The sequence below is a fragment of the Bradyrhizobium sp. UFLA06-06 genome (assembly GCF_054820065.1).
Genome location: NZ_JADFUD010000042.1, coordinates 39,306 through 61,489 on the forward strand (window position 1 = coordinate 39,306; position 22,184 = coordinate 61,489).

A 22,184-nucleotide genomic window follows, 5' to 3' on the forward strand; every position below is an offset into this window, starting at 1 on the left:
GACGGATTTCAACGCTTATCTGGCATTCACATCTGGCTGCAGCATTGGCCGACGTGCATAGCGAGCGACCGGCGATTGGGGGGCTCGTTGAAACATCGTTGTGCGGTGGAAGGGATTCGCGGCGGTATAGAATGATGAGCCGTCGCGGCGGAGCACAACCGACCAGCTGAATGAGGTGGGCGAGGATAGTCCAATTCAAAGGGAGACGCGGCATGCGGCGCAATGACGAAATGAAGCTCGGACTATTCCTCATTCAGGCGGGATACCACGAAGGTGCATGGCGCGACCCGAGCGTACTAGTTGGTGGTGGAGTTGACATCAGCCACTATGCTCATCTGGCCGCACTTGCTGAAGGCGCGGCATTTCACTTCGTCTTCCTGCCCGATAGCCCAAGCGTAGCTGAGCAAGATAACGCGGCCATAGCTCGTGCAAGCCGAAACGATCAGTTCGAGCCAATCACGCTGATGTCGGCGCTTTCCGCGAGAACACAAAATATAGGCCTGGTCGCGACAGCGACGACGACGTATTGTCAACCTTATCATCTTGCACGTATGTTCGCCTCACTTGACCATCTTTCGCGGGGACGTGCGGGCTGGAACATTGTCACCTCAGCATCTAAGTTCGAAGCGGCGAACTTCGGTGAGAAAGAACTTCCAGACCATAACACGCGCTATGCTCGAGCCAGAGAATTTGTAGACGTTGTCAAGGGGCTCTGGGACTCGTGGGAAGACGACGCTTTCATTCGCGACAAGGAAAGCGGTATTTTTGTTGATACCACGAAGTTACATCTTCTTAATCACCAAGGGAACTACTTATCAGTCAGAGGTCCATTGAATGTCGCAAGGCCGCCCCAAGGGTATCCCGTTTTGGTTCAGGCTGGCGCATCCATGGCAGGAATACGATTCGGTGCAGAAATCGGTGAGGTCGTGTTCACCGCAGAACCTTCTTTGGAAAACGGCAAACGATACTATGCGGCTCTTAAAGAGAAGGCGCGCGCATGCGGACGGCACGAGGATCAGGTTCTAGTCATGCCGGGCATTATTCCGATCGTCGGGAGGACGAAGGAGGAAGCCTCTGATAAGCTTAAGACACTACAATCATATACACCTATTGACGTGCTGATTGCCACGGCCGATCGTTGGCTCGGGTTTGTCACCGACTTGCGTTCCACCAATCTAGACTCATTGGTTCCGGAGACTTTGCCGCAGACGAATCTCATGCAGAGCCGTCAAAAGGTGCTCCTGGACCTGGCGGCGCGCCAGAAGTTCACTTGGAGGCAACTGATCCGTTTGATATCAGACAGCCATGGCCATCTAATGGTTGTTGGTACACCGGACGAGATTGCTGACACTATGGCGGATACATTTGATCGACATGCGGCTGACGGATTCAACGTAATTCCGGCGACTGGTAACGGACTCAAGGATTTTGTGGAGCTCGTCGTGCCTGAATTGCGCCAGCGGGGCAAATTCAGATCCCGGTATTCGGGACAGACTCTGAGAGAGAATCTTGGTCTCAAGCGACCGCTCAATCGGTACACGCAAGCAGGTGCAAGCAGTCGTCCGTGAAAGAGGCTGCCCAAGCCGTTGATCGGGCTACGGCTCCTGGCATGGCGCAGTTCTGAGACTGCAAGACATCTACCTGGAGCGGCTGACCTGCTTCGAGCATCTAAATGGCGAGATCAAGCGGCGAACCGAGGTGACCGGCATCTTCCTCAATCAAGAGGCCATCGTGCGTCTCGTCGGCCCGATCCTGCTCGAACAGAACCATGAGTGACGATCGTTTCGAGCGATTGCGGCAGTGCGACGTCAGGCGAAAGCTCGCTTTTGTCGATACGGCGCTTGAGGTCGACGAGTGAAATCACAGCTAATGTCGTGAACCGGAAGTTCGCAACGTCGCGTCGTGTTCTGCTGGGGCATTGTATCGGCAGAAGCGCTCGATGGAAGCAAGGATGTCATCGGCGGATTTGGTCCATCGGAACGGCTTGGGATCGGCGTTGTGTCGGTCGACGAACGAAGTGATGTCAGCCCTGGCGACGCTGCGATAGACGCCGCGCCTAATCTTCTTATCGGTGAGGAGCGCGAAGAAGCGCTCGACCTGATTGAGCCATGACGAACTGGTCGGAGTCAGGTGCACATGCCAACGCGGCCTTCTAGCCAGCCATCGCCGGATCAGCGGGGTCTTGTGCGTGGCGTAGTGGCGTAGTTATCCATGACGAGATGGACGTCGAGTTCACGCGGCACGGCGGCCTCGATCTCGTCGAGGAACTTGCGGAACTCGGCGGCACGGTGCCGTCCGTAGCATTTGCCGATGACCCGTCCGGTCGCGATGTCGAGGGCGGCGAACAGCGATGTGGTGCCGTGCCTTTTGTAGTCATGGCTCCTTCGGGCCGGCTGACCGGGACGCATCGGCAACATCGGCTGACTGCGGTCCAGCGCCTGGATTTGGGACTTCTCATCCACACGCAGAATGATGGCATGCTCCGGCGGTGAGACATAGAGTCACACGACGCGCACCTTGGCCACGAAGTTTGGATCGGTCGAGAGCTTGAACGTCTCCAGCCGATGCGGCTGGAGCCCGAAGGCCCGCCAGATGCGTTGCACCGTCGACACCGACAGGCCGCTGGCCTTCGCCATGCCGCGGGAACTCCAATGGGTGGCGTTCTCGGGGCAGTTCTCCAGCGTCCGCACGATCACGGCTTCGATGCGGGCATCGTCAATCGTGCGCGGCGCCCCGGAACGCGGCTCGTCGTGCAGCCCGGCCACGCGCCGCTCTACAAAACGCCGCCGCCACTTGCCCACGGTCTGCCGGCCCAGCCCCAGCTTGGCCGCCACTTCGTTGTTCTGACCGCCTTCCGCGCAGGTCAACACGATCCGCGCTCTCAGAGCCAGCGCCTGCGCCGTCTTCCGACGCATCGTCAGTGACTGTAGTTCGGCACGCTCATCATCGCTCAATATCAGGGTTGCAAGTTGCCGGGCCGCCATCAGATCCTCCGTCGCTGTTGCAGCCGCCATCTCTGGCACAGCGACGCGAATCTACTGCGCAATCTACGATTGCGAACTTGTGACTCGGGACACTAGATTGATGAGGCTTGGATTCGGGATCACCTGGGCGAGATGGTCCGCGGGATCGCAGCTGGGCGGGTGAGGTTCGCAATGTGTCGCTGCTGATGGCCTCGGCCGTCAATGCTGAGGGGGTCCGGGAGATCCTCGGCAATCTGTGAAGCGTCAAGGAAGACAAGTCCGGCTGGTCGTCGTTTCTGCGGCATCTCGTCGATCGCGGCCTCAAGGGCGTGCAGTTGGTGATTTCCGACGCCGGCCGCGGCCTTGTCGAAAGCGTTGCCGAGTATCTTCCGGATGCGCGCTATCAGCTGCACGCTGCACGGTCCATTTTTATCGCAATATCTTCAGCCGCGTACCGTCGACTAAGGTTCGTGAGGTGAGCCAATATGCTCAAGGCCGTTCACGCTCAGGAGAGCCGTCCTGCTGCCTATGAAAAGGCAAGGCTCGTCGTTGCGGACTTACGGGCCAACCGGATGACAAAGCCGCCGACCTCGTCGAACAGGCGGTCCATGAGACGCTCACTTACTGCGCTTTTCCGGACATCCATTGATCTTGCCTGGCATCGGATTCTTCCAGCTCACTGAATCTAGCCTTCAAATCGAAAATCGTAATCTCGATCTTGCTTTCATCGATGTTCGGAATACCGCGCAGTAGCTACAAAGTCGCTGAATGTCTGCGTACATCGCGCCAGGTTGCAGGAAAACAGATCGCTCTTCCAGCTACGTTCAAACAGCGTAGTCGCAATATCTTCGCGTCGCTTGAAACAAACCAGAGGTCCCGACAGGGGGATTCCATGCACTTCAGAGCTTCGCCACAAACGGCTTCTGATTTTAACGCAGAGGAATGGCAGGCGCGGACTGATCTGGCTGCGGCACATCGGCTCGCGTTCATGCACGGCTTAAGTGAGGGTATCGTCAATCATCTCACCCTGCTTGTGCCCGGTCGCGGCGACCGGTATTATCAACTCCCTTTTGGACTGCATTGGTCCGAGGTCAGGGCGTCGTCCTTCATGGAGGTCGGCATCGATGATGCCGAGGTTAAGCGAGGCGACGGCAAAGTTGATCGCTCTTGCTATTGCATCCATGCGCCTATCCATAAGGCGCTGCCCCACGCGAAAGTCGTGTTTCACACGCACATGCCTTTTGCGAGCGCATTGACCCGCCTCGAGGACCCCCGGATCAAAGACATCGGTCAGACCGAAGTCTGGATGCGCGGGCAGATCGCCTATGACGATGAATATACCGGCCCTGCTTTCGAACCACAGGAGGGCCGACGCCTAGTAAAGGTAATTGGAGACAAGACTGTCCTGTTTATGGCCAATCATGGCATCACTACAGTCGGCGAAAGAGTTGCCGACGCCTATGATCGGCTCTACTTTATCGAGCGCGCCGCGCAAGTGCAGATCTATGCTATGTGGACGGGGCAGAGGCTCAAGAAGCTCCCGGAGCATGTGGTTGAAAAAACTGAGCGCGAATTCGCGGCGGTCTCTCGTCAAGGCACTGCATCGGCGCAGCGCCATTTCGATGCGCTAAAGCGCATTCTCGACCGTAAGGAGCCGGACTACGCAACATAGCGGCACGCGTGGAACGTCGCGCCCTTCTCGTCGTTGGGCTGGCAAGGCCGAGCGGTGAGGCGGTACCCTCATCAATCCTCGGACGGAGTCTCGATCGGTACGACAAATCCAGCTTTTACGCGGTCCATTATGACCATCGTCTTGATCGCCTTAATGTCTGAGTTCTCATAGAAAAATCGCCGGGTGAACTGCTCGTAATCTTCCATGGTACGCGCAGTAACGTAGAGAACAAAATCGGCGTCGCCGGTTACGTAAAATCCATTGACGACTTCAGCCGACGATTTGATGGCCTTCTTGAACCTGTCGATTATGTCTGAACGTTCGCGCTCCAAGCTCACCAGCACAAGCATTTGAATAGGTCGTCCTACGGCTTTCGCCGAGACGATTGAGACATCGGCCTCGATGATGCCTTCCGAACGGAGCCTTTTCAGTCGTCGTTGGCACGCCGTAGCTGATAGCCCGGTACGTTCGCCGATCACCTCGGAAGTGAGGCGATTGTTCTTTTGCACGATCTCGAGGATCCGGGCGTCTAACCGATCATATTGCATGTTGGCTTTCAGCCTTGAGGTGATTTCCGTCGCAAAAAGCCTGCGTGATGCAGGAAAACCTCTAAGCGGCAGGAAAAATGCGACGCAAATATCATTGCGAAGCAGTATCCTGAATGTAGGGGAAATTTCAACAAATGACCGCGTGGGACTTTCAAATGGACCGTCAAACTGTTCGACGCAAAAGTCCACGTTTGGTTGGTCTTGCTAGCGAGTACCTGCAAAGTCTGCGTCGTCACGATTTTTTAGCCGGGACCGCGCTCATCGACGGCCGCTGGATTGCGAGCGAGCAAAAGGACGTTGTGGTCGATCCTGCTACTGGGGAAGTGATCGCGGATGTTGCTCGTTGCGGTGCCGCGGAAATGAATCTGGCGATTACGGCAGCTGAGCGATCGTTTCAAGGCTGGAGAGAGCTATTGCCAGGCCGGCGCGGGGCGATTCTTAGGGCCTGGGCGTCATTGATGCGCGACCATTCGGAAGAACTCGCTATCCTGGTGACGAGCGAGCAAGGCAAGCCGCTCGCTGAGGCGCGTCATGAAATTGTGTACGGTGCTGGATTTCTTGAGTGGTTCGCTGCAGAGGGGGAGCGCGCATATGGAGAGACGATCCCCAGCCACAAACCTGGAAGTCTGCTTCAAGTCCGAATGCAGCCAATAGGTGTCGCGGCGGCCATCACTCCGTGGAACTTTCCAGTCGCCATGATGACACGAAAGGCGGGAGCCGCTCTTGCAGCCGGTTGCCCGATTATTGTGAAGCCGGCTCCCGAGACGCCACTCTCTGCTCTTGCCGTGGCTAGATTGGCTGAAGAGGCCGGGGTCCCGCGGGGGGTGTTTCAAGTGATAGTCGGTGATCCGGTCGAGCTTTCGGCGCCTCTATTGCGCGATCCAAGAATACGAGCTCTTTCGTTCACGGGCTCTACGCAAGTTGGGCGTCTGCTTCTGCAAGGGGCGGCCGCCACAGTAAAGAAGGTGTCGCTCGAACTCGGGGGGCATGCCCCTTTCCTCGTCTTTGACGACGTCAAACTTGAGAAGGCTGTGGACGGGGCAATGGCGGCGAAATTTGCAACCTCGGGGCAGGATTGCCTGGCTGCTAACCGCATCTACGTCCAAAGAGGCATCTACGACGCCTTCGTCGAAGGATTTGCTGCGGCAATGGCCAGGCTCAAAGTTGGTCACGGTCTAGAGCCTGAAACGGATATCGGCCCAATGACCAGATTGTCCGTCGCCAACAAGTGCAGAGCCCAAATCGATGATGCGGTTAAGAAAGGGGCGCGACGTTTTTCCGCTGATCAAGGCGCTGATTTCGGTCCAAACTTCGTTCCTCCGGCTCTGCTTTGTGATGTCACTGAAGACATGCTCATTGCGCGCGAGGAAACGTTTGGACCGGTGGCTGCTGTCACTCCATTCGATTCTGAAGAAGAAGTCGTCGCCCGCGCCAATGCTAACGAAATGGGGCTGGCCGGATATGTCTACACGGACAACCTACGTCGAGCGCTTCGACTTTCCGAGCAAATCGAGTGTGGCATGCTCGGCATCAATACGGCGTCATTCACGGGGCCGCCCATTCCGTTTGGAGGCTGGAAACAATCCGGGCTTGGTCGCGAGGGCTCGAGACACGGCTTAGCGGAATATATGGAACTGAAATACGTTTGCTTCGGCGATTTGGTGGCTTAGGAGAACTGGCATGAATGATATCGCGACCATCGCTGAACGAGACCGCTCGAGTGTTCTGCATCCCTTTACTCAGCTGAAGGATTTCGCGAGTGGTAAGATCGGTGATCCCACGATCGTCATGGGCGGCAACGGCATTCGGATCAAAGATGCAAAGGAGCGCAGTTACATCGATGGTTTTGCTGGTCTGTATTGTGTAAACATCGGTTACGGTCGTACCGAGGTGGCTGAGGCCATCGCGCGGCAGGCTTACAAGTTGGCGTACTACCACACGTACGCGGCCCACACGAGCGAGGAGCTGGCGACCCTCTCGGATCGTCTCGTACGTATGGCGCCGGGCAAGCCCAGCAAGGTATTCTTTGGGCTGTCCGGATCGGATGCCAACGAGACCCAAGCAAAGCTCGTCTGGTATTATAACAATCTCCGCGGGCAACCTAAGAAGAAGAAGATTATCTCGCGCGAGCGCGGCTATCACGGCTGTTCAGTGATTTCCGGTTCGATGACCGGCATGTCTTTCTACCACGATCACATGGATCTTCCCTTTCCGGGCATTCTGCACACCGGCACACCACATCATTATTGGGGGGCTGAGCCAGGGGAAACCGAGGAGGCCTTTTCTCGTCGGCGTGCAGCTGAACTCGAAGCGCTGATCGTGCGAGAGGGGCCCGAAACGATTGGCGCATTCATCGCCGAACCTGTGCTGGGTACGGGGGGTATCACACCGCCGCCTACCGGATACTGGCGCGAAATTCAGGCCGTGCTCAGTCGGTACGACATTCTTCTGATCGCGGACGAGGTCATTTGCGGATTCGGTCGAACCGGAGCTGACTTCGGAAGCACGCTCTACGGGATCGAGCCTGACCTGGTCACGGTAGCCAAAGGGCTGACATCCGGCTACATGCCCCTCTCGGGAGCCATCGTTGGCGAAAGAGTTTACAGGGTGATGGAGGAGGCCGCCGATCGGGTCGGCGCGTTTTCACACGGGTATACCTATTCTGGCCATCCGATTGCGGCCGCTGCTGCCAACGCTGTCCTCGATATTGTTGAGAAGGAGCGACTGAGCGACCACGCGAGAATCGTCGGCTCGCACTTCCAAAAGCGACTTAAGGAACGGTTCGCACAGCTGGAGATCGTCGGAGAGGTGAGGGGAGTAGGCTTACTCGGCGCGGTCGAGTTCGTGGCTGATCGTCAGATGAAGCGGCGATTTGATCCGCAGGTCAAGGTGGGCGCCCGCATCTCGAAGGCTGCTCGTGATCGCGGACTTATTGTCCGAGCAATGCCGCATGGAGACATCCTTGGTTTTGCCCCGCCGCTCGTTGTATCCGAATCTGAAATAGACGAGATCGTTGATCTGGCGTATCGAGCGACCAAACAAATCATGGACGAGCTAGCGAAAGAATCGACAATTGCTTGAAGAGAAAGCTGCTGGGTAATTTCCCGTTCTTGAACAAACGTTTGCCGTGGCAGGGCCACTCGCAGCAGAAGGGTTGCTGCATAGACGTTCAGCCCAGGCGCGTGCCACGCTACTCCGTCCAATGAGACGAAAATGTCCCATGAGACGAAAATCGTCGCGCGAGGGATCGTGCGATGTCTGCGGCGATGAATTCAGTCAGTCAATACCTGGAGATCAACCAATATGAAAAAGAAACTGCATTTTGAACGAGCCGAATTCGCCGCACGTCTAGGGGCCGTGAAAAAAGAGATGGCCAAGCGAGGCATCGATATTCTTCTCCTCTCGGAGCCCCCCAACCAAAATTATCTAACCGGGTACGACAGCCTCTCGTTCTATACCCCACAAATGGTCATCGTGGCGCTCAATCACGAGGAACCGATCTGGTTCGCGCGGTTCATGGAACGGCCCCAAGCAGTCATGGGCACGTATCTTGCTGACGATAACATCAGAACCTATCCGGATGAGTATGTAAATTCACATACTGGTTTATCGGCGTACGACATCGTGGCCGACATCGTAAAGAAGCTCGGTGGTGAAAAGGCAAAAATCGGCGTGGAGATGGGAGGCTACTATTATTCCGCGCGCGCTCATAGTGATCTTGTCCGAGCCCTGCCGCTTGCTGAGTTTGTGGACGCCGACCTGCTGGTCAATTGGATCCGCATTGTGAAGAGCCCGGCCGAACTCGTTTGCATGCGCCAATCCGGTCGCATCGCCGACGCGATGATTAAGCGGGCCGTCGATACGATCGAACCAGGCGTGCGTGAATGCGATATCGCAGCTGCCATTTATCACCAACAGATATCGGGCACGCCGGAGTTCGGGGGAAGCTATGATAGCTCGTGCCTGTTTTTTGGCGTTGGCGAACGCGCTCTAGCGCCACACCCCCAGTGGACCGACGAGCCGCTGCCGGCGTCAACGACAGTCTATATGGAAGTTCACGGAGTTCGGCTGCGTTACCAGGTCAATCTCGCCCGCACGGTTGTGGTCGGGAAACCGAACCCAGCCTACCAGAAATTTTCGGAGGTCGCGATCGAAGCTTTGAATGTGGGACTTGAAAGTGTCCGTCCGGGTCGCACCTGCTCCGAGGTCCAGGCCGCCTACGCGCAGGCGCTCGCGCGTCATGGATATGAGAAGGAGGCGAGGCTCGGTTATCCGCAAGGAATAGGCTATCCGCCCGCCTCAGCGGAGCGGACGGCAAGTTTACGCAAAGGAGATAACACAGTCCTTCAGCCGGGAATGTGCTTCCACATGATGGCTGCCCTCTGGCTGGATGACAAGAGCGTCTGCATTACGCAACCCTTTGCTGTCACTGAAAACGGCCACGAGCCCTTGACCTCGACGCCTCGCAAGTTGTTTGTGAAGTAGCCAAGCGAGAAAATTTGCAGCTGTTGATGTTCTGCTTCTTCCGGCGGCCGTCCCGCTGCCGCCGGCACCGGCGATTCGACCGCCGCTGCCGCTCGTAGCGCCTGCTCCAGACGCAGTTGTCGAAGTGGGCGAGAAGGCCCTCCACATTCGATCAAGCCGCCGATGAGATGTTCGCATTACGCAAGTTTTGCCCAATGGGGTAGGGGCGAGCGATCTTGCCGTCCTGCTTGATCATTGTCGTGCTGATCGGAAATTCGACCTTCAAGGAGCTCGTGAAAGGGGTTCGCCGTGTCCAGCTTCGCTGGAGTCCGATCGAGCGGAGTGTCACGCTACCGTTCAGCCTCGGTCCGGAAAATGCCATGTTCTCGCCGCAATGGCAAAGTCCTCGGCAGAGCGCGGTTTCGGAAACACCAATGCAGTGTTCATCAGAAACGCCGAAGCGGGTGGGTCGTCCGCTCGCATCGTTCTGTCGCTGCCCGAGCGCTGGCGGTCATTCTAATCAATCCATCATCGAGGATGATTTCGGCACGTTGGAACGGTTGCTGGAAAAGGAGGAGCATCGGCTCGATTGGGAGTATCGGCATTCGGCACTGAGAGGACCGCGAGCCGGCGCTTGAGCAAAGGCGACAGCAGGACTAAATGACGAAAAACCTCACATTCTGCCGATTGGCACCAGATTTCTGCTGTTCCAGCGAACATATCGGTTAAATTCAAATTTGCGGTGCCGGTAATATGCGCAAGGGATGGACTCGTTAGTTGACCAACGTTCGGTGTGAGATGCGCTGAAGGAATCGTAGGGGCTCTTCGCTGCGTCATGGACGTATCGCTGACTGTCCATCGCGCGAGTACACGGCTGTTATCGGTGCGCCAATCGAGCAAAACCACAAGGCTGATGCTGCTAGCCAGGTTTGAGGTGCCTATTGAGGACGAGTTCAGGCCGCCAGAATTTCGATCGCCGCAGTCTCGTCTTACCGGCGAGCTGGCATCATTTCCCTGGGCTAATGCTCCATTTCTGCAGTTCATGGGTCTGGAGCTCGAATGTCTGCGCACACAGTGCGCGGCCTGATTCTTGCTCGGGCGGCTGAGCGGCGACCGCTAGCGAGGCGTGGCGCTTCGATGTGCCAATCGCAATCCTCCGAGGAAGAGTGTGGAAACATTCTCGAGCGTGCCGCAGTGGCTATTTGGTCGGACGAGACATAGGTGACTGTCATCTTTGCGGGGAAAAGAGAGGAGATGGGGAAATGAAAAGAAGGACTCTCTTAAGATTCGCGACAGCGGCTGCAGCCGGTGCTCTGGCTGCACCCTATGTCCATGCTCAGTCGAAAAAATTTGCCGGCATAACGTTGCGTGTGAACGGACACGGCGGCATCTACGACGAAGCTCTCAAAAAGGGCGTGACCGCGCCGCTCGAAGAGAAGTATGGGCTAAAAGTTCAAGTCATAGTCGGCGGAACATCGGCGGATATCATCAAGCTGTACGCGAACAAGGAAAATCCTCCGTTCGACATATTCATGGCCAGTAGCCCCTACATGCCCGAGCTCATCAAGGCCGGCGTCATCGAAGAGGTCAAGGCGTCAGACGTTCCCAACGTCAAAAGAATCCTTCCCGGATTCCGCGAATTCGGCGATTACAGCGTGCCATTCAGCGTCGCAGCCGTCATTCCGGTGTACAATTCAAAATACATCAAGCAGCCACTTACATCGTACTCGGATATTGCTCGCGCTGATCTGGCGGGCCGCGTCGTCACTATGGCCCCGGCGACCAGCACCAGCCTGCTGATGATTCTGGGGCTGGCCGAGGAAAATGGCGGCTCACTCTCGAATGCCGAACCGGCCTTTAGGGTGCTGGAGGCCGCCAAGTCCAACATTGTCGCGCTCGCACAGACAACCGTTGCGGAAGTACAGATGTTTCAAAACGAGGAGGTCTATGCGGGTATTTTCTGGGACGGTCGGGCCCACGAATTGCGCACCAAGGGCGTTCCCATCGTAACCGTTGTCCCACCTAAAGGCATTTATGCGTCGATAGACTATTTCAACATCCTCAAGGGCGCGAAGTATCAGGAGGCCGCCTACGCGTATGCGGAGCAGTTGCTCTCCGATGACGGCATGCTCGCAGTACCACGCGCGCTTCGGTACGGTGTATCGACCGACGTCAACTTGCCGGAAGAACTTCGGAAAGATCTTCTCTTCAACTCGTCCGAGCGTAATGCTCTAAAAAAGAAAATCGATTGGGAGCAGCTGCAGGCAAAACGCAGCGAGTGGATCGAACGGTTCAATAAGATAGTCCGGATCTAGGCGGCTGCGCGCTTTGTCTCGAGGGACGCTTAGTGGTGCCTGGTGTTACGCGGATCGTTGAGGCTTCGCGTCGTCGCGGTGTACGTTTGATAGGACCGACAGAGTATGAAGGGTATATCGTGAAGCAGTCTCTGCTCAATCGCCGCCTCCTAAACCTAGTGCTGATGCTGGCCCCAATGGTCTTGCTTCTCACTGGTTTTCTGGTGGTTCCGTTGCTGGGATTGCTGCGGGCGAGTTTTCTAGCTGGTAACCACCTTCTCGAGGGAAGCGGTTTCACCCTGAGCCACTATTTTCATTTCTTTTCGGATTCTTATTACTCATCAGTACTTTTGGAGACGTTTGTCGACGGATTTGTCGTCAGCGTAATCTGCCTGCTAATCGGTTTCCCAACTGGATATTCGCTCGCCCGCCTTCCGTCACTGGCGCGGCGGTGGCGGACGATTATCGTCATCATGCCGCTCACGCTCAGCCTCGTGGTCGTTGTATTCGGCTGGTTGATCATTCTTGGCCGTAACGGATTGGTCAATTCACTTCTCGTAAGTCTTGGCATTTTCTCTTCTCCGAAAATTCTCCTCTTTTCGCGGCCTGCCGTGCTAGTCGTTTTGGTGCAGCAGTTTCTTCCGTTCATGATCTTGTCTGTTATGAGCGTGGTGACTCAAATTCATCCAGTGCTCGAAGAGGCGGCTGCAAATCTGCGAGCCAACCGGTTCGTTACTTTCCAGAAGGTTGTCGTTCCACTCGCGCTTCCTGGCATTCTGGTTGGCTTCAACCTTGTCTTCGTGCTGTCGATTTCAGCATTCGTCACACCTCGTCTCATCGGCGGAGGTCGCGTCGCGATGCTTGGGAGCCTCATCTACGAACGCATCATGACCGAACTAAACTGGCCGTCCGGCGCGGCGATGGCATTCGTGCTCTTCGTGGGCGGCCTTGGATTCACCGCAGCGCTCAATGCCTTAGCTGCATCACGTTTCGTCATGAGAGGAGGACGCCATGCGCTCTGATCGCATTGACGATGTGATGGCCGTATCCGGTTCGTTTATTCGAGCGCTGGTGTACGTGATGCTCGCGCTGCCAGCGATTCTGGTGATTGTGTCATCGTTCACCAGCAGCGACACTATGAATTTTCCGCCGACCGGCTTTTCGCTGCGCTGGTATCAAACGGCTTGGGACAATGAACTATTCATGACTGCGCTCTGGACCAGCACGTACGTTGCCGTGCTCGTTGCCATCATCGCACTCGTGATTGGCTTTGCCGGCGCATTCGCAATCAACCGATTTTCGTTTCCAGGGAAGGTATTCTTGCAAGGGCTTGCCTTCTCGCCATTGATTGTCCCTGCCGTCGTACTCGGTATTGGACTGTTGCAGCTTTTTGCGTCGCTGGATCTTACGCAGACGATCTATCCGTTGCTGCTCGGGCATCTGGTGATTGCCATGCCATACGTCGTGCGTACGATTCTCGCGAGCCTTACTCTGCACGACCGTATGCTCGAAGAAGCGGCGATGAACCTCCGGGCCACGCCCTTCCAAGTCATTCGGCGTATCACACTGCCGCTCATTCTGCCTGGCTTGCTATCTGCTGCGATCTTCGCCTTTGTGACATCGTTTGGAAACGTAACTGTTTCCGCGTTTCTCACCTACGGCGGTAACGTGACCCTGCCTGTACAGATTTTTGCGTATGTCGATACCAGCTATGATCCGCTCGTTGCTGCCGTGTCGACCATTATGATTTTGGTGACACTGGTCGTTATCTTGGCGATCGAGCGCTTGATCGGCGCGGAAAGACTAGCGTAGCGAGGAGTGGAGATGCTGCCTCTATCGAAAGAGTGTGAAAACACTGCCCGAGACGCCGGCGAGTTTGTCGTGGAATTACGCTCCGTTTCCAAGCACTACAGTGAAACGATTGCTGTCGCGAATGTTTCTTTGGAGGCCCGTCGTGGCGAACTGATGTGCTTGCTTGGCCCATCGGGCTGCGGCAAGACGACGACTTTGCGCATGGTCGCCGGATTTGTAGAGCCGACCTCCGGCACCGTAAGTATCAACAACGTCGACATGACTCATCAACCGCCTTATCGGCGGGATACTGGAATGGTGTTTCAGAGCTACGCCTTGTTTCCGCATATGACAGTTGCTGAAAACATCGCATTTGGTCTGGAAAACTTGAGGTGGCCGCGCGAAAAGCGCGAGAAGCGCGTTGAGGAGATGCTCAGGCTTGTCGAGCTACCTCACTTGGCCCAGCGTCTTCCAAATCAGCTATCTGGCGGGCAGCAGCAACGGATTGCGCTCGCGCGTGCGCTGGCGATGCGGCCTGCAGTGCTTCTTCTCGACGAGCCGTTCTCGAATTTGGACGTACAGTTGCGGGTGCGCATGCGCGAGGAGCTGCGTGAGGTGATCCGGCGCATTAATGTTACTACTCTGTTCGTAACACATGACCAGGAAGAGGCGCTGACGATGTCAGATCGCATTGTGGTCATGAACGCTGGTCAGGTCGAGCAAGTCGGCACACCCGGTGAGATATATGAAACACCATCGACCTCCTTCGTGGCGAAATTTATCGGTTGGTGTTCTCTGCTCAAGGGAATGGTAGGAACTGATGGCACTTTCACCTCAACGGGTGGCCTGCGTCTCGTTGGAAATTGGAGTGTTGGGCCTGCGACCGCGGTGATTCGGCCGGAACACGTCAAGCTGTCGGCTGATGGCGCTGCTGGGCTATCCTATCAAGCCCGCGTCCTTCAGGCACACTATTACGGTGGGGCGACACGGATCGTGCTTGACGTCAACGGAGAGCAGCTGACGATGCAGGAGCGCTTTCCGTTCGGGCGCCATCCGAGGCCCGGCGATCTCCTCAGCGTAACAATAAGCATGAGCGACATCTCCGTCATTCCAACGAATGAAGGCAATCCCTAAGCAAGCCCTGGCGTGGTTTCGGCGTGCTCGCTTTTGCTCCGGAATTCGCGGCCTCCGACCATCATTAGCAGATATGTGAATAAACTCGGGACGATGCCCTCATGGATCCACTTGGCGGCATTACAGTTCTCGACCTGACGACCGTTCTCTTGGGGCCCTACGCCACGCAGATTCTCGCAGATATGGGCGCGAACATTATCAAGGTGGAAAGCCCCGAAGGCGATGTTGTCCGGCAGATCGGGCTGGGCCGCAGCCCGGGCATGAGCGGCATGTTCCTCAACACCAATCGCGGCAAGCGCAGCATCGCCATCGACCTGAAGAAGCCGGAGGGTCGCGACGCGTTGCTGCGGCTCGCGCGGCGGGCCAATGCGGTCGTGTACAATGTGCGTCCCCAGACGATGGCACGGCTCGGACTAGCATTACAGTTGCATTTTCATGCAGGTTCTGAATCCATGGGCGACCATGATTCGGGATCTGATGATTGGTGGTGCGTCGGTTGAAGATACGCTGACGCTGTGGGCTTCGTCGTTGCGAGATACCAAGCAACGCATCCGTCCGCTGTTTACGCAGGAGCGGGTCGCGGCCTCGGTGGGGCAGTTTCTCGATGGACTGTTGGGCAACGAGCCGCGCAAGACGGGTTGGATGCGGGCGGAAGCGGCTGGCGATCCAGGCCCGTGGCGCCAGCAGGCGATCCTCGGTCGGGGGCAGTGGGATGCCGACGCGTTGCGCGACATTGTACGTGAGTACGCGCTGGAAACGCCTGGCGATGAGGATGCGGTGCTGGTTATCGATGAGACCGGCTTTTTGAAACAGGGCAAGGCCTCGTGCGGCGTCGCACGCCAGTACACTGGCTCGGCCGGCAAGATCACCAATTGCCAGATTGGAGTGTTCGCCTGCTATGTGTCGCGGCATGGCCATGCCTTCGTCGACCGGGCGCTCTATCTGCCAAAGGAATGGACGAACGACCCCGCTCGCCTGAAGGCAGCGCATGTACCGAACGATGCGGGCTTTGCGACGAAGCCCAAGATGGCGCGTCAAATGATCGCTCGCGCGATCGCCGCAAAGGTGCCGTTCTCGTTCGTGGCGGCGGACAGCGTGTATGGCACGGGTGGGATCGAAGCGCTGCTGCGCAAGGCAGGCAAAGGCTATGTTCTCGGTGTTGCCTCCAATCACGTGTTTCGTTTCTGGGGCAAGCCGCAGCCTGTCGCCGGCACCGCCTCCGCGATCGCGCAGAGCCTTCCCAAGAAGGCCTGGCGCCGCCTGTCGTCCAGCGAAGGGACCAAAGGTCCGCGCTGGCACGACTGGGCCTATCTTGAGTTGGCCGATCTCGACGCCAGTGAATACAACGACGATCTTGCCGGGGAATGGACGCGAGGTCTTCTGATCCGCAGCAACATCACCGACGGCAGCTTGGCCTTCTTCTCCACTTGGTGTCCCAAGGGCACGTCCATGCAGAAGCTGGTGTCGGTGGAAGGTCATCGCTGGGCCATCGAGGACAGCTTCGAAACCGCCAAGAACGAGCTCGGTCTCGACCACAACGAAACTCGCTCCTGGCATAGCTGGCATCGCCATGTCTCACTCGTCATGCTTGCCTTCGCCATGATGGCCGTCATCCGTCATCGGGCCAACACCGGGCCATTGCCCAAAAAAACGCGACCGCGGCCTCGATCGAAGCATCGTTCTTAATCCGCTGGTCGATCCAGAAAATCCGCCGCATCGCCATGAAGCTTGCCCAGCGGCGCATCCCGCACGCCCACATCCTCGCATGGTCGTCCTGGCGCAGAGCTCATTAGGCCACCGCGCGCAAAGCCCATCTCAGGCAAAAATTGCAACTGTAATGCTAGACTATGAGGCGTTTGCCGCGATCAATTCAAAGATCGTGTATGTCGGCGTTTTCGGGTACGGGCAGTCCGGCCCCTATGCTGCAAAGCCCGCGTATGATGATCTCATCCAGGGCGCACCGACAATTCCTACGCTCATCGCCACCGCTGGCGACGGCACGCCCCGATACGTGCCAATCGCTATGGCCGATCGCGCAGTAGGACTGATGGCGGTCAACGCCGTCCTCGGCGGACTGATGCATCAAGTCCGCACTGGCCTTGGTCAGCGCATCGATGTGCCGATGTTCGAATCGATGACCGAATTCGTACTCAGCGATCATCTCGGCGGCTTGAGCTACGATCCGCCGCTCGATCATGGCGGCTATCCGCGCCTGCTTTCCAAATACCGGCGTCCATACAAAACCAGCGATGGCTACATCTGCGTGTTGATCTACAACGACAAGCAATGGCGGAGCTTCTTTGAAACGGGCAGCCCGAGTTTCTCGCGCAGCCGCGCTTTGCGAACCACGCTGCGCGCCACAAACACATCAATGACGTCTACGAAGAAGTTGGCCGCATCTTCCTTTCCCGCACGACCCCGGAATGGCGCGACCTCTTGGAGCGCGCCGACATTCCGGTTATGCCGATGCATACGCTGGAAACGATCCTTAGTGATCCTCACCTCAATGCCGTCGGCTTCTTCAAGACGGTTGAGCATCCGGTCGAAGGACGCGTTCGCCAGATGCAGGTGCCTTCCACCTGGAGCGCCACCCAACCGCAGCCGGGCGGCCCTGCGCCGACGCTTGGCGCGCACGGGCGGGATATTCTCCGCGAAGGCGGCTTCTCGGCTGACGAAATTGAACGGCTGGGACAACAAGGGGCTGTGATCTTTCCGGTGCCGCAGTAACGGCCGTAACTCGGCCGAGAGAAGCTCCCAGCGATGGACATTTTGCAGACTCAACGGAGTTCGGACGGCGGATTTTCAACAGCCTCTGCCCGATCGGTATCATGATCGGGATGACAGTCTAGTCTATCATACGACCCTTGAAACCACACGACGTTGTCCCTCCCGAAGCCAGTGTTTAATGGGGACACGCTGCGAGCAGCCTCGTAAGCATCCGACGGCGGTCGCGGATCGTCTGCTTGCGCGCGCGACGACGGCCAGCGAATGATAGTTTTCAGGCTGGTTGAGCCGATTGGTCGCCGGAACGGGCCCGCTTTCATTGCCGGGGCAGGAGCTCGTGAAACCTGGTCTGCGGTATTTCGGCGATGCGGGCGAAGACGTCAGCAAGCCAGGCTTGCGGATCGACGTCATTGAGCTTTGCGGTTTATGCCGACTGCCGAACTATGCCGAACAAGCTTGTTTTCCGCAAGATTCACCGTGAGCGGCGTGTAATCGGCTCGGCATAGTTTGTCTGCCGAGCATTCTGCGCGCAGCATTCCAATTTGGGCGGCGGCGATCAAGGTGAGACTTCGTATTGCCACATGGAGGAATGTTCCCGAACACGCGATCGTTGCCTCATCTATTTTGCTGCCGAGAAGACGGACGGTCGGTACGGGGAGGCCGGTCGTGGAGCTGGCCGGGGATGCGCAACGACCGGCCCGCCGTACCGCAGGGCTATCGCATATGGCTGAGGGCGGCCATGAGGAGGGCATTGTCCCATCCGGCGCGCTTGATTTTGCGGTGCAGGGAGGCGCGATCCGGGTGGGGTTCGCAGGATGTTGAGGGCGAGCCTGCGCAGGATGGCGAGGTTCTCGGGCGCATGGTCGCAGCGCGAGCGGTTGCCGTCCTCGGCAAAATGGACGTCGAGCACCCAATGGAGCCGGTTCTCGATGCCCCAATGGCTGCGGGTGACGTGGAGCAGCCGCTTGGGAGGGAGGTATTTGGACAGGAGATAGTGGCGCACGACGGGCGCATCGGCGCGCTGGCCGCGCAGGCGCCTGCGCGAGGTGACGCGCCCGACCGCAGCGGCACCTGGAAAGCCGTAGAGGCCAGCCAGATTTGTATTGCGCATGACGCTCGCGCGTCGCACTTCGCACCGATCGTGGGTGGAACGGTCGATCTGCTCGGCGACGCTGCGCTTGCCCGATCGGGCAAACTGTTGGGTAACCGCGGTGAACAAGCGCCCGCGATTGGCCTTGATCGCCAGAACATAGTCGCCGCCGCGCTCGCGCACCGCAGCCGCAAACGCGCGGGTACAATGCAGCGCATCGGCGGTAACGATGCAGCCTTCCAACGACAGAAGGTCCAGCACTTCCAAAGGACCCGCCGTCTCGTTGCGACCAGATGCCTTTTGTTGAGCCAAGGCCATCCGGGCATCCACCGCAAAGACGTTGACCAGGTGCAGCGGGGTGGCCTTTCCGCCGCGTTCGTAGGCCCCGCGCAGGGCCTTGCCGTCGACGGCCACCACCCCGGTAAGCTTGATGCCATTGGCCTTGGCAAAGGCTGCCATGAAGCGACGGAATGCGAGCTCGAAGGCTTGCGGTCTGAGCAGGCGAAACACCGGCTGAATGTATCGTGGCTCGGGATGCCATGCTCCAGGCGAAGGAAGAGCCGCAACAGCTCCTCCTTCGATTGTCCGAAGTCCGCCATGTCCGAGCACGACTCCGCCCCACACAGCGTCGCCGCCAGCGCGATGAGCAGCACTTCCAACAGATCGTGCCTGGCATTGTCCGCGCGGCGCTGAAGCGTTCGCAGCAGCTTGTCCGGGTACGCGCCCGGATATTCTGCCTGTAACCTCGTCAGGAGCTCGGCGCCGGTTCGCCACGGCTCGGCCTTGAACCACTCCTGCAGCTGCAGCTGTGGGGTCGCCTGAACGAGCGGATCAGGGCGACGACGACCTCGCTTCGCTTTGAGGATCGGCCGGTCCGTCGGTCGAGATGCGCCCTCTTTCCAAGCCGTTCGCAAGCTGGCGTCGATCGGCGGGGCCGCAGTAATCGAATCGCCCGCCGACTTCGCATCGGCAAGGTTGGCCAGACGTTGCTGCGCAGACCGAATGTCACGCAGCAACGCGACCGGGTCTAAGCTGATGCAGATTGCCTGCTGTCGGGCTCGAACCGCATCGGAGGTTCGTGGGTCGGCTGCCAGCCGCTGATGCGGCGTCGTCGGCGCACGATAAGATTTCCGGACGCGTGCGCCATCGCGCTGTTTTCCGATCAGCTTGAACGACGGCTGGAAGAAGTTCACGAACAGGCGCACTGAGCGATAGAGTTCTGCGAGCAACGCAGCCGCCTCAAGCCCCTCAAACCGCCGATAACTAACCATCCGTCGGACCACGGCTCCGTTCTTCTGTTCGACAAATGCCTGGTCGTTCTTGCGGTAAGGTCGGCAACGCGTGAAGACAATGTTCGCCTGCTCGCAATACGCTTTCAGCGTCTCGTTTATGAACACGGTATCATTGTCGGTATCGATCCCTGGAGCGAAAACGGCAGCTGTCGGCGAAGTTCGGTCAACACGGTGCTCAGGAGAGTTTGCTCGCGCACCAGCAACGGCGCACACTCCGTCCAACCGGTCGCAATATCCGTGAGCACCAGCGTCTGGATAAAACTGCCGCGCGCCGAGGGGCCGCTGTGGGCGACCAGATCGGCTTCGACAAAGCCCGGCGCCGGATCCTTCCAGTCAGCGGACGTCCGCACCGGGATGCTCCGTCGCAATGCGCTCGCCACCGGCCGACGGCGCTGGCGCCCACCCAGCCGGATCTTGCCCAGCGCCCGGTCGATCGTCGACGCGCTCATCACCAGCAGCTTCGCGCGGATTTCAGGCGCCAGGCCCATGTGGCCGTTCCGTTCGATCGACTCGATTAGGAGCGGCAACAGCGCTTTCAGTCTCTTGCCGCAAATCCGGTCCGAGGCCTCCCAAAGAACTTCCAGCGCATTTCGTTCAGCTTCCTCGTAAATCCGGCGACGGGTGCGCCGAACCGGGGATTGCCCCGCCTCGGAGCAGGCGCATCGCATGCTTTCGATGGAAGCCCGTCACAATCACAAACTCGTCGAGAATGCGCGCCTTCTCCGTGCGGCTTGCCTCTCTGTAGCGCTGCCCCACAGCGGCCGTCAGTTCTCTTCGAGTCGCCATGCTCAGTTGCCTCATTATCGCCCCCGCAGTCCCATCCCACTGGGGAGCAAATTACGTGAGGCAACGGCTCAGCATTCAGGAACATTTTCAGGCGGCGCAATGCGCCTACCTGCGTGATAGCCGCCCGACGTCGTCGTGCGCCGGTTGTTTCTGCGCACGCTGGCGCCTCACGTCGGCTTTGCATCCGGTTGCGCGGTTGCGATGATCGCCAAGGCCGCCCTGGAGCGCGCCGGCATCCGTGGCTACGTCCACCACCGCGCGCACATCTTCCGACACAGCCTTGCCACCGAGCTTCTCCGATCCGGCGCGACCTTGTCAGAGATGGGCCAGTTGCTGCGACACGAGAGCCATGACACCACGCGCATCTACGTGAAGGTGGATATCCAGAGACTCCGCACATTGAGCCTGCCGTGGCCGGGAGGCGTGCAATGACCCCTCTGCGATCCGCACTCGAGCAGGATCTGAGCATACGCCAAGGGCTTGGATACAAGTACCAGCATCAGGCCCGGCGGCTCGCCGAGTTCGTTTCCTTCATGGAGAGGCGCAAGGCCACGACCATCACCACGAAGCTCGCCGTAGTCTGGGCAACTCTGCCATCCGATCGGCATGCATCCTGGGCCCTGCGATTAACCCACGTGCGCGGTTTCGCGCGCCATGCCGCGAACATCGATCCCAAGACTGGGGTGCCACGCGCTGGCATCTTGCCACTCGTGAAGCGGGCCAAGCCCTATATCTGCAGCTACCGTGTTCGGCCTCGGCACTTGCAAGGAGAGTGCGCCCCGGCTTGCTGGTCTGATGTGGGGCGCCGAAGAACTTTCCGCCTCGCTCGACGCTACCGAGAAGGCATCGGCTGCCGTATTGCATCTGCACACAGAACTACGTCTCGCGCGCTACACGGAAGGCTAGCGGGCCGACTACCACCGATCGCTGTAAACAGTTTCGGAAACCTGACAAACAGTAGCTGGCTCGCGAAGTTCCGATAATTATCAATCGACTGGGCTGCCAAGTCGCCTGATGGACGACGGTTCGTGTCCGCGGGTTGCGCTAAGAATTAGAGATCCTGCCGTTCGATCAATTGGCGCCGAGCGATGATGTTCGAGCGGATGGCGGCTAGCGCGTGGTCTTGTGCAAATTCCATAAGAGTCTATTGAGCGCTGATTTCCGCGCTGGTGCTTGCGGCTCTCAGGTCTATCTGCGAGCTCCGATGGAACGTCTGGTCGATCCTATCTATGACGTGATCTGAACCCTCGCCGCAAGATGCTGAACTAGGCGTCACAAGGCATCATCGGTGTTGGCATCGATGCGTGGTGCCGCTTCGATCAATTCTCAAAATCGCCGCTCGTGATCTGCTCATGCAGAGCCACGTCGACCTGATGGCCGATCGCATGAAAACTGCGAATGGTCGAATACGAAGCAGAATTTCGGC

The 22,184-nt window shown here is 58.0% G+C and carries 16 protein-coding genes and 6 pseudogenes; 17 read left to right on the forward strand and 5 right to left on the reverse strand.

What is annotated here, in order from left to right; genetic code table 11:
- The first annotated feature begins 212 nt into the window (after positions 1-212).
- Both IF803_RS29030 and IF803_RS29035 read left to right on the forward strand, forming a co-directional pair.
- Positions 213-1,568 carry an LLM class flavin-dependent oxidoreductase gene (locus IF803_RS29030; protein ID WP_461194423.1) on the forward strand — a complete coding sequence of 452 codons (1,356 nt, stop codon included), beginning with the start codon at positions 213-215 and terminating at the stop codon, positions 1,566-1,568.
- Between the two features lie 94 nt (positions 1,569-1,662).
- Positions 1,663-1,773, forward strand: a pseudogene (locus IF803_RS29035) (transposase); the annotation flags it as partial.
- Between the two features lie 93 nt (positions 1,774-1,866).
- Here IF803_RS29035 and IF803_RS29040 read toward each other — a convergent pair.
- Positions 1,867-2,984, reverse strand: a pseudogene (locus IF803_RS29040) (IS630 family transposase).
- 275 nt (positions 2,985-3,259) lie between these two features.
- Here IF803_RS29040 and IF803_RS29045 point away from each other — a divergent pair.
- Positions 3,260-3,442, forward strand: a complete 183-nt coding sequence (locus IF803_RS29045; RefSeq protein ID WP_461194443.1) for a transposase — start codon at positions 3,260-3,262, stop codon at positions 3,440-3,442.
- 413 nt (positions 3,443-3,855) lie between these two features.
- Positions 3,856-4,635 carry a class II aldolase/adducin family protein gene (locus tag IF803_RS29050; protein WP_461194424.1) on the forward strand — a complete coding sequence of 260 codons (780 nt, stop codon included), beginning with the start codon at positions 3,856-3,858 and terminating at the stop codon, positions 4,633-4,635.
- A 71-nt stretch (positions 4,636-4,706) separates the two neighbouring features.
- Here the strand turns inward: IF803_RS29050 and IF803_RS29055 are convergent, their stop codons facing one another.
- Positions 4,707-5,183 carry an Lrp/AsnC family transcriptional regulator gene (locus IF803_RS29055; protein ID WP_461194425.1) on the reverse strand — a complete coding sequence of 159 codons (477 nt, stop codon included), beginning with the start codon at positions 5,181-5,183 and terminating at the stop codon, positions 4,707-4,709.
- A 191-nt stretch (positions 5,184-5,374) separates the two neighbouring features.
- Here IF803_RS29055 and IF803_RS29060 point away from each other — a divergent pair, with 191 nt between their 5' ends.
- The 12 genes and pseudogenes from IF803_RS29060 to IF803_RS29115 all read left to right on the forward strand — a co-directional run bounded on the left by IF803_RS29060 (position 5,375) and on the right by IF803_RS29115 (position 17,593).
- Positions 5,375-6,853: an NAD-dependent succinate-semialdehyde dehydrogenase gene (locus IF803_RS29060; protein ID WP_461194444.1), complete on the forward strand. Its 1,479-nt coding sequence runs from the start codon at positions 5,375-5,377 to the stop codon at positions 6,851-6,853.
- 10 nt (positions 6,854-6,863) lie between these two features.
- Entirely contained in the window at positions 6,864-8,264 is a 1,401-nt protein-coding gene (locus IF803_RS29065) for an aminotransferase (protein ID WP_461194427.1), read from the forward strand.
- A gap of 222 nt (positions 8,265-8,486) precedes the next feature.
- The gene (locus IF803_RS29070; RefSeq protein ID WP_461194428.1) at positions 8,487-9,668 is read left to right on the forward strand and encodes a M24 family metallopeptidase; all 1,182 of its coding nucleotides are present in this window, start codon (positions 8,487-8,489) and stop codon (positions 9,666-9,668) included.
- A gap of 227 nt (positions 9,669-9,895) precedes the next feature.
- Positions 9,896-10,285 carry a hypothetical protein gene (locus tag IF803_RS29075; RefSeq protein ID WP_461194429.1) on the forward strand — a complete coding sequence of 130 codons (390 nt, stop codon included), beginning with the start codon at positions 9,896-9,898 and terminating at the stop codon, positions 10,283-10,285.
- 624 nt (positions 10,286-10,909) lie between these two features.
- Positions 10,910-11,962, forward strand: a complete 1,053-nt coding sequence (locus IF803_RS29080) for an extracellular solute-binding protein (RefSeq protein WP_461194430.1) — start codon at positions 10,910-10,912, stop codon at positions 11,960-11,962.
- 119 nt (positions 11,963-12,081) lie between these two features.
- Positions 12,082-12,963 (forward strand): ABC transporter permease, encoded by an 882-nt coding sequence (locus IF803_RS29085; RefSeq protein WP_461194432.1) that lies wholly within the window; start codon positions 12,082-12,084, stop codon positions 12,961-12,963.
- Positions 12,953-13,753 (forward strand): ABC transporter permease, encoded by an 801-nt coding sequence (locus tag IF803_RS29090; protein ID WP_461194433.1) that lies wholly within the window; start codon positions 12,953-12,955, stop codon positions 13,751-13,753. The genes IF803_RS29085 and IF803_RS29090 overlap by 11 nt, the downstream gene beginning before the upstream one ends.
- A 12-nt stretch (positions 13,754-13,765) precedes the next feature.
- Positions 13,766-14,866 carry an ABC transporter ATP-binding protein gene (locus IF803_RS29095; RefSeq protein WP_461194434.1) on the forward strand — a complete coding sequence of 367 codons (1,101 nt, stop codon included), beginning with the start codon at positions 13,766-13,768 and terminating at the stop codon, positions 14,864-14,866.
- Positions 14,867-14,967: 101 nt separating this feature from the next.
- Positions 14,968-15,282: pseudogene (locus IF803_RS29100) on the forward strand (CoA transferase); the annotation flags it as partial.
- Positions 15,283-15,328: 46 nt separating this feature from the next.
- On the forward strand, positions 15,329-16,552 hold the full coding sequence (locus IF803_RS29105; protein ID WP_461194435.1) for an IS701 family transposase: 1,224 nt from the start codon (positions 15,329-15,331) through the stop codon (positions 16,550-16,552).
- 151 nt (positions 16,553-16,703) lie between these two features.
- Positions 16,704-17,111 (forward strand): annotated as a pseudogene (locus IF803_RS29110) (CoA transferase); the annotation flags it as partial.
- 122 nt (positions 17,112-17,233) lie between these two features.
- Positions 17,234-17,593, forward strand: a complete 360-nt coding sequence (locus IF803_RS29115; protein WP_461194445.1) for a CoA transferase — start codon at positions 17,234-17,236, stop codon at positions 17,591-17,593.
- Between the two features lie 313 nt (positions 17,594-17,906).
- On the opposite strand, the pseudogene IF803_RS29120 reads toward IF803_RS29115, so the two are convergent.
- The 3 genes and pseudogenes from IF803_RS29120 to IF803_RS29130 form a co-directional block, all read right to left on the reverse strand.
- Positions 17,907-18,014: pseudogene (locus IF803_RS29120) on the reverse strand (transposase domain-containing protein); the annotation flags it as partial.
- A 290-nt stretch (positions 18,015-18,304) separates the two neighbouring features.
- Positions 18,305-19,387: pseudogene (locus IF803_RS29125) on the reverse strand (ISAs1 family transposase).
- Positions 19,388-20,067: 680 nt separating this feature from the next.
- A complete protein-coding gene (locus tag IF803_RS29130; protein ID WP_461194436.1) occupies positions 20,068-20,640 on the reverse strand; it encodes a hypothetical protein in 573 nt (190 codons plus the stop codon).
- 253 nt (positions 20,641-20,893) lie between these two features.
- Between IF803_RS29130 and IF803_RS29135 the strand changes: the two genes are divergently transcribed.
- The gene (locus IF803_RS29135) at positions 20,894-21,190 is read left to right on the forward strand and encodes a tyrosine-type recombinase/integrase (RefSeq protein WP_461194437.1); all 297 of its coding nucleotides are present in this window, start codon (positions 20,894-20,896) and stop codon (positions 21,188-21,190) included.
- Positions 21,191-22,184: the final 994 nt, after the last annotated feature.

What these genes read in the sequence shown, in the direction of transcription:
- IF803_RS29030 (WP_461194423.1), top strand. Translation starts at nt 213, where the DNA reads ATGCGGCGCAATGACGAAATGAAGCTCGGACTATTCCTCATTCAGGCG.
- IF803_RS29050 (WP_461194424.1), top strand. Translation starts at nt 3,856, where the DNA reads ATGCACTTCAGAGCTTCGCCACAAACGGCTTCTGATTTTAACGCAGAG.
- IF803_RS29055 (WP_461194425.1), bottom strand. Translation starts at nt 5,183, where the DNA reads ATGCAATATGATCGGTTAGACGCCCGGATCCTCGAGATCGTGCAAAAG.
- IF803_RS29065 (WP_461194427.1), top strand. Translation starts at nt 6,864, where the DNA reads ATGAATGATATCGCGACCATCGCTGAACGAGACCGCTCGAGTGTTCTG.
- IF803_RS29070 (WP_461194428.1), top strand. Translation starts at nt 8,487, where the DNA reads ATGAAAAAGAAACTGCATTTTGAACGAGCCGAATTCGCCGCACGTCTA.
- IF803_RS29080 (WP_461194430.1), top strand. Translation starts at nt 10,910, where the DNA reads ATGAAAAGAAGGACTCTCTTAAGATTCGCGACAGCGGCTGCAGCCGGT.
- IF803_RS29090 (WP_461194433.1), top strand. Translation starts at nt 12,953, where the DNA reads ATGCGCTCTGATCGCATTGACGATGTGATGGCCGTATCCGGTTCGTTT.
- IF803_RS29095 (WP_461194434.1), top strand. Translation starts at nt 13,766, where the DNA reads ATGCTGCCTCTATCGAAAGAGTGTGAAAACACTGCCCGAGACGCCGGC.
- IF803_RS29105 (WP_461194435.1), top strand. Translation starts at nt 15,329, where the DNA reads ATGATTCGGGATCTGATGATTGGTGGTGCGTCGGTTGAAGATACGCTG.
- IF803_RS29130 (WP_461194436.1), bottom strand. Translation starts at nt 20,640, where the DNA reads ATGCGATGCGCCTGCTCCGAGGCGGGGCAATCCCCGGTTCGGCGCACC.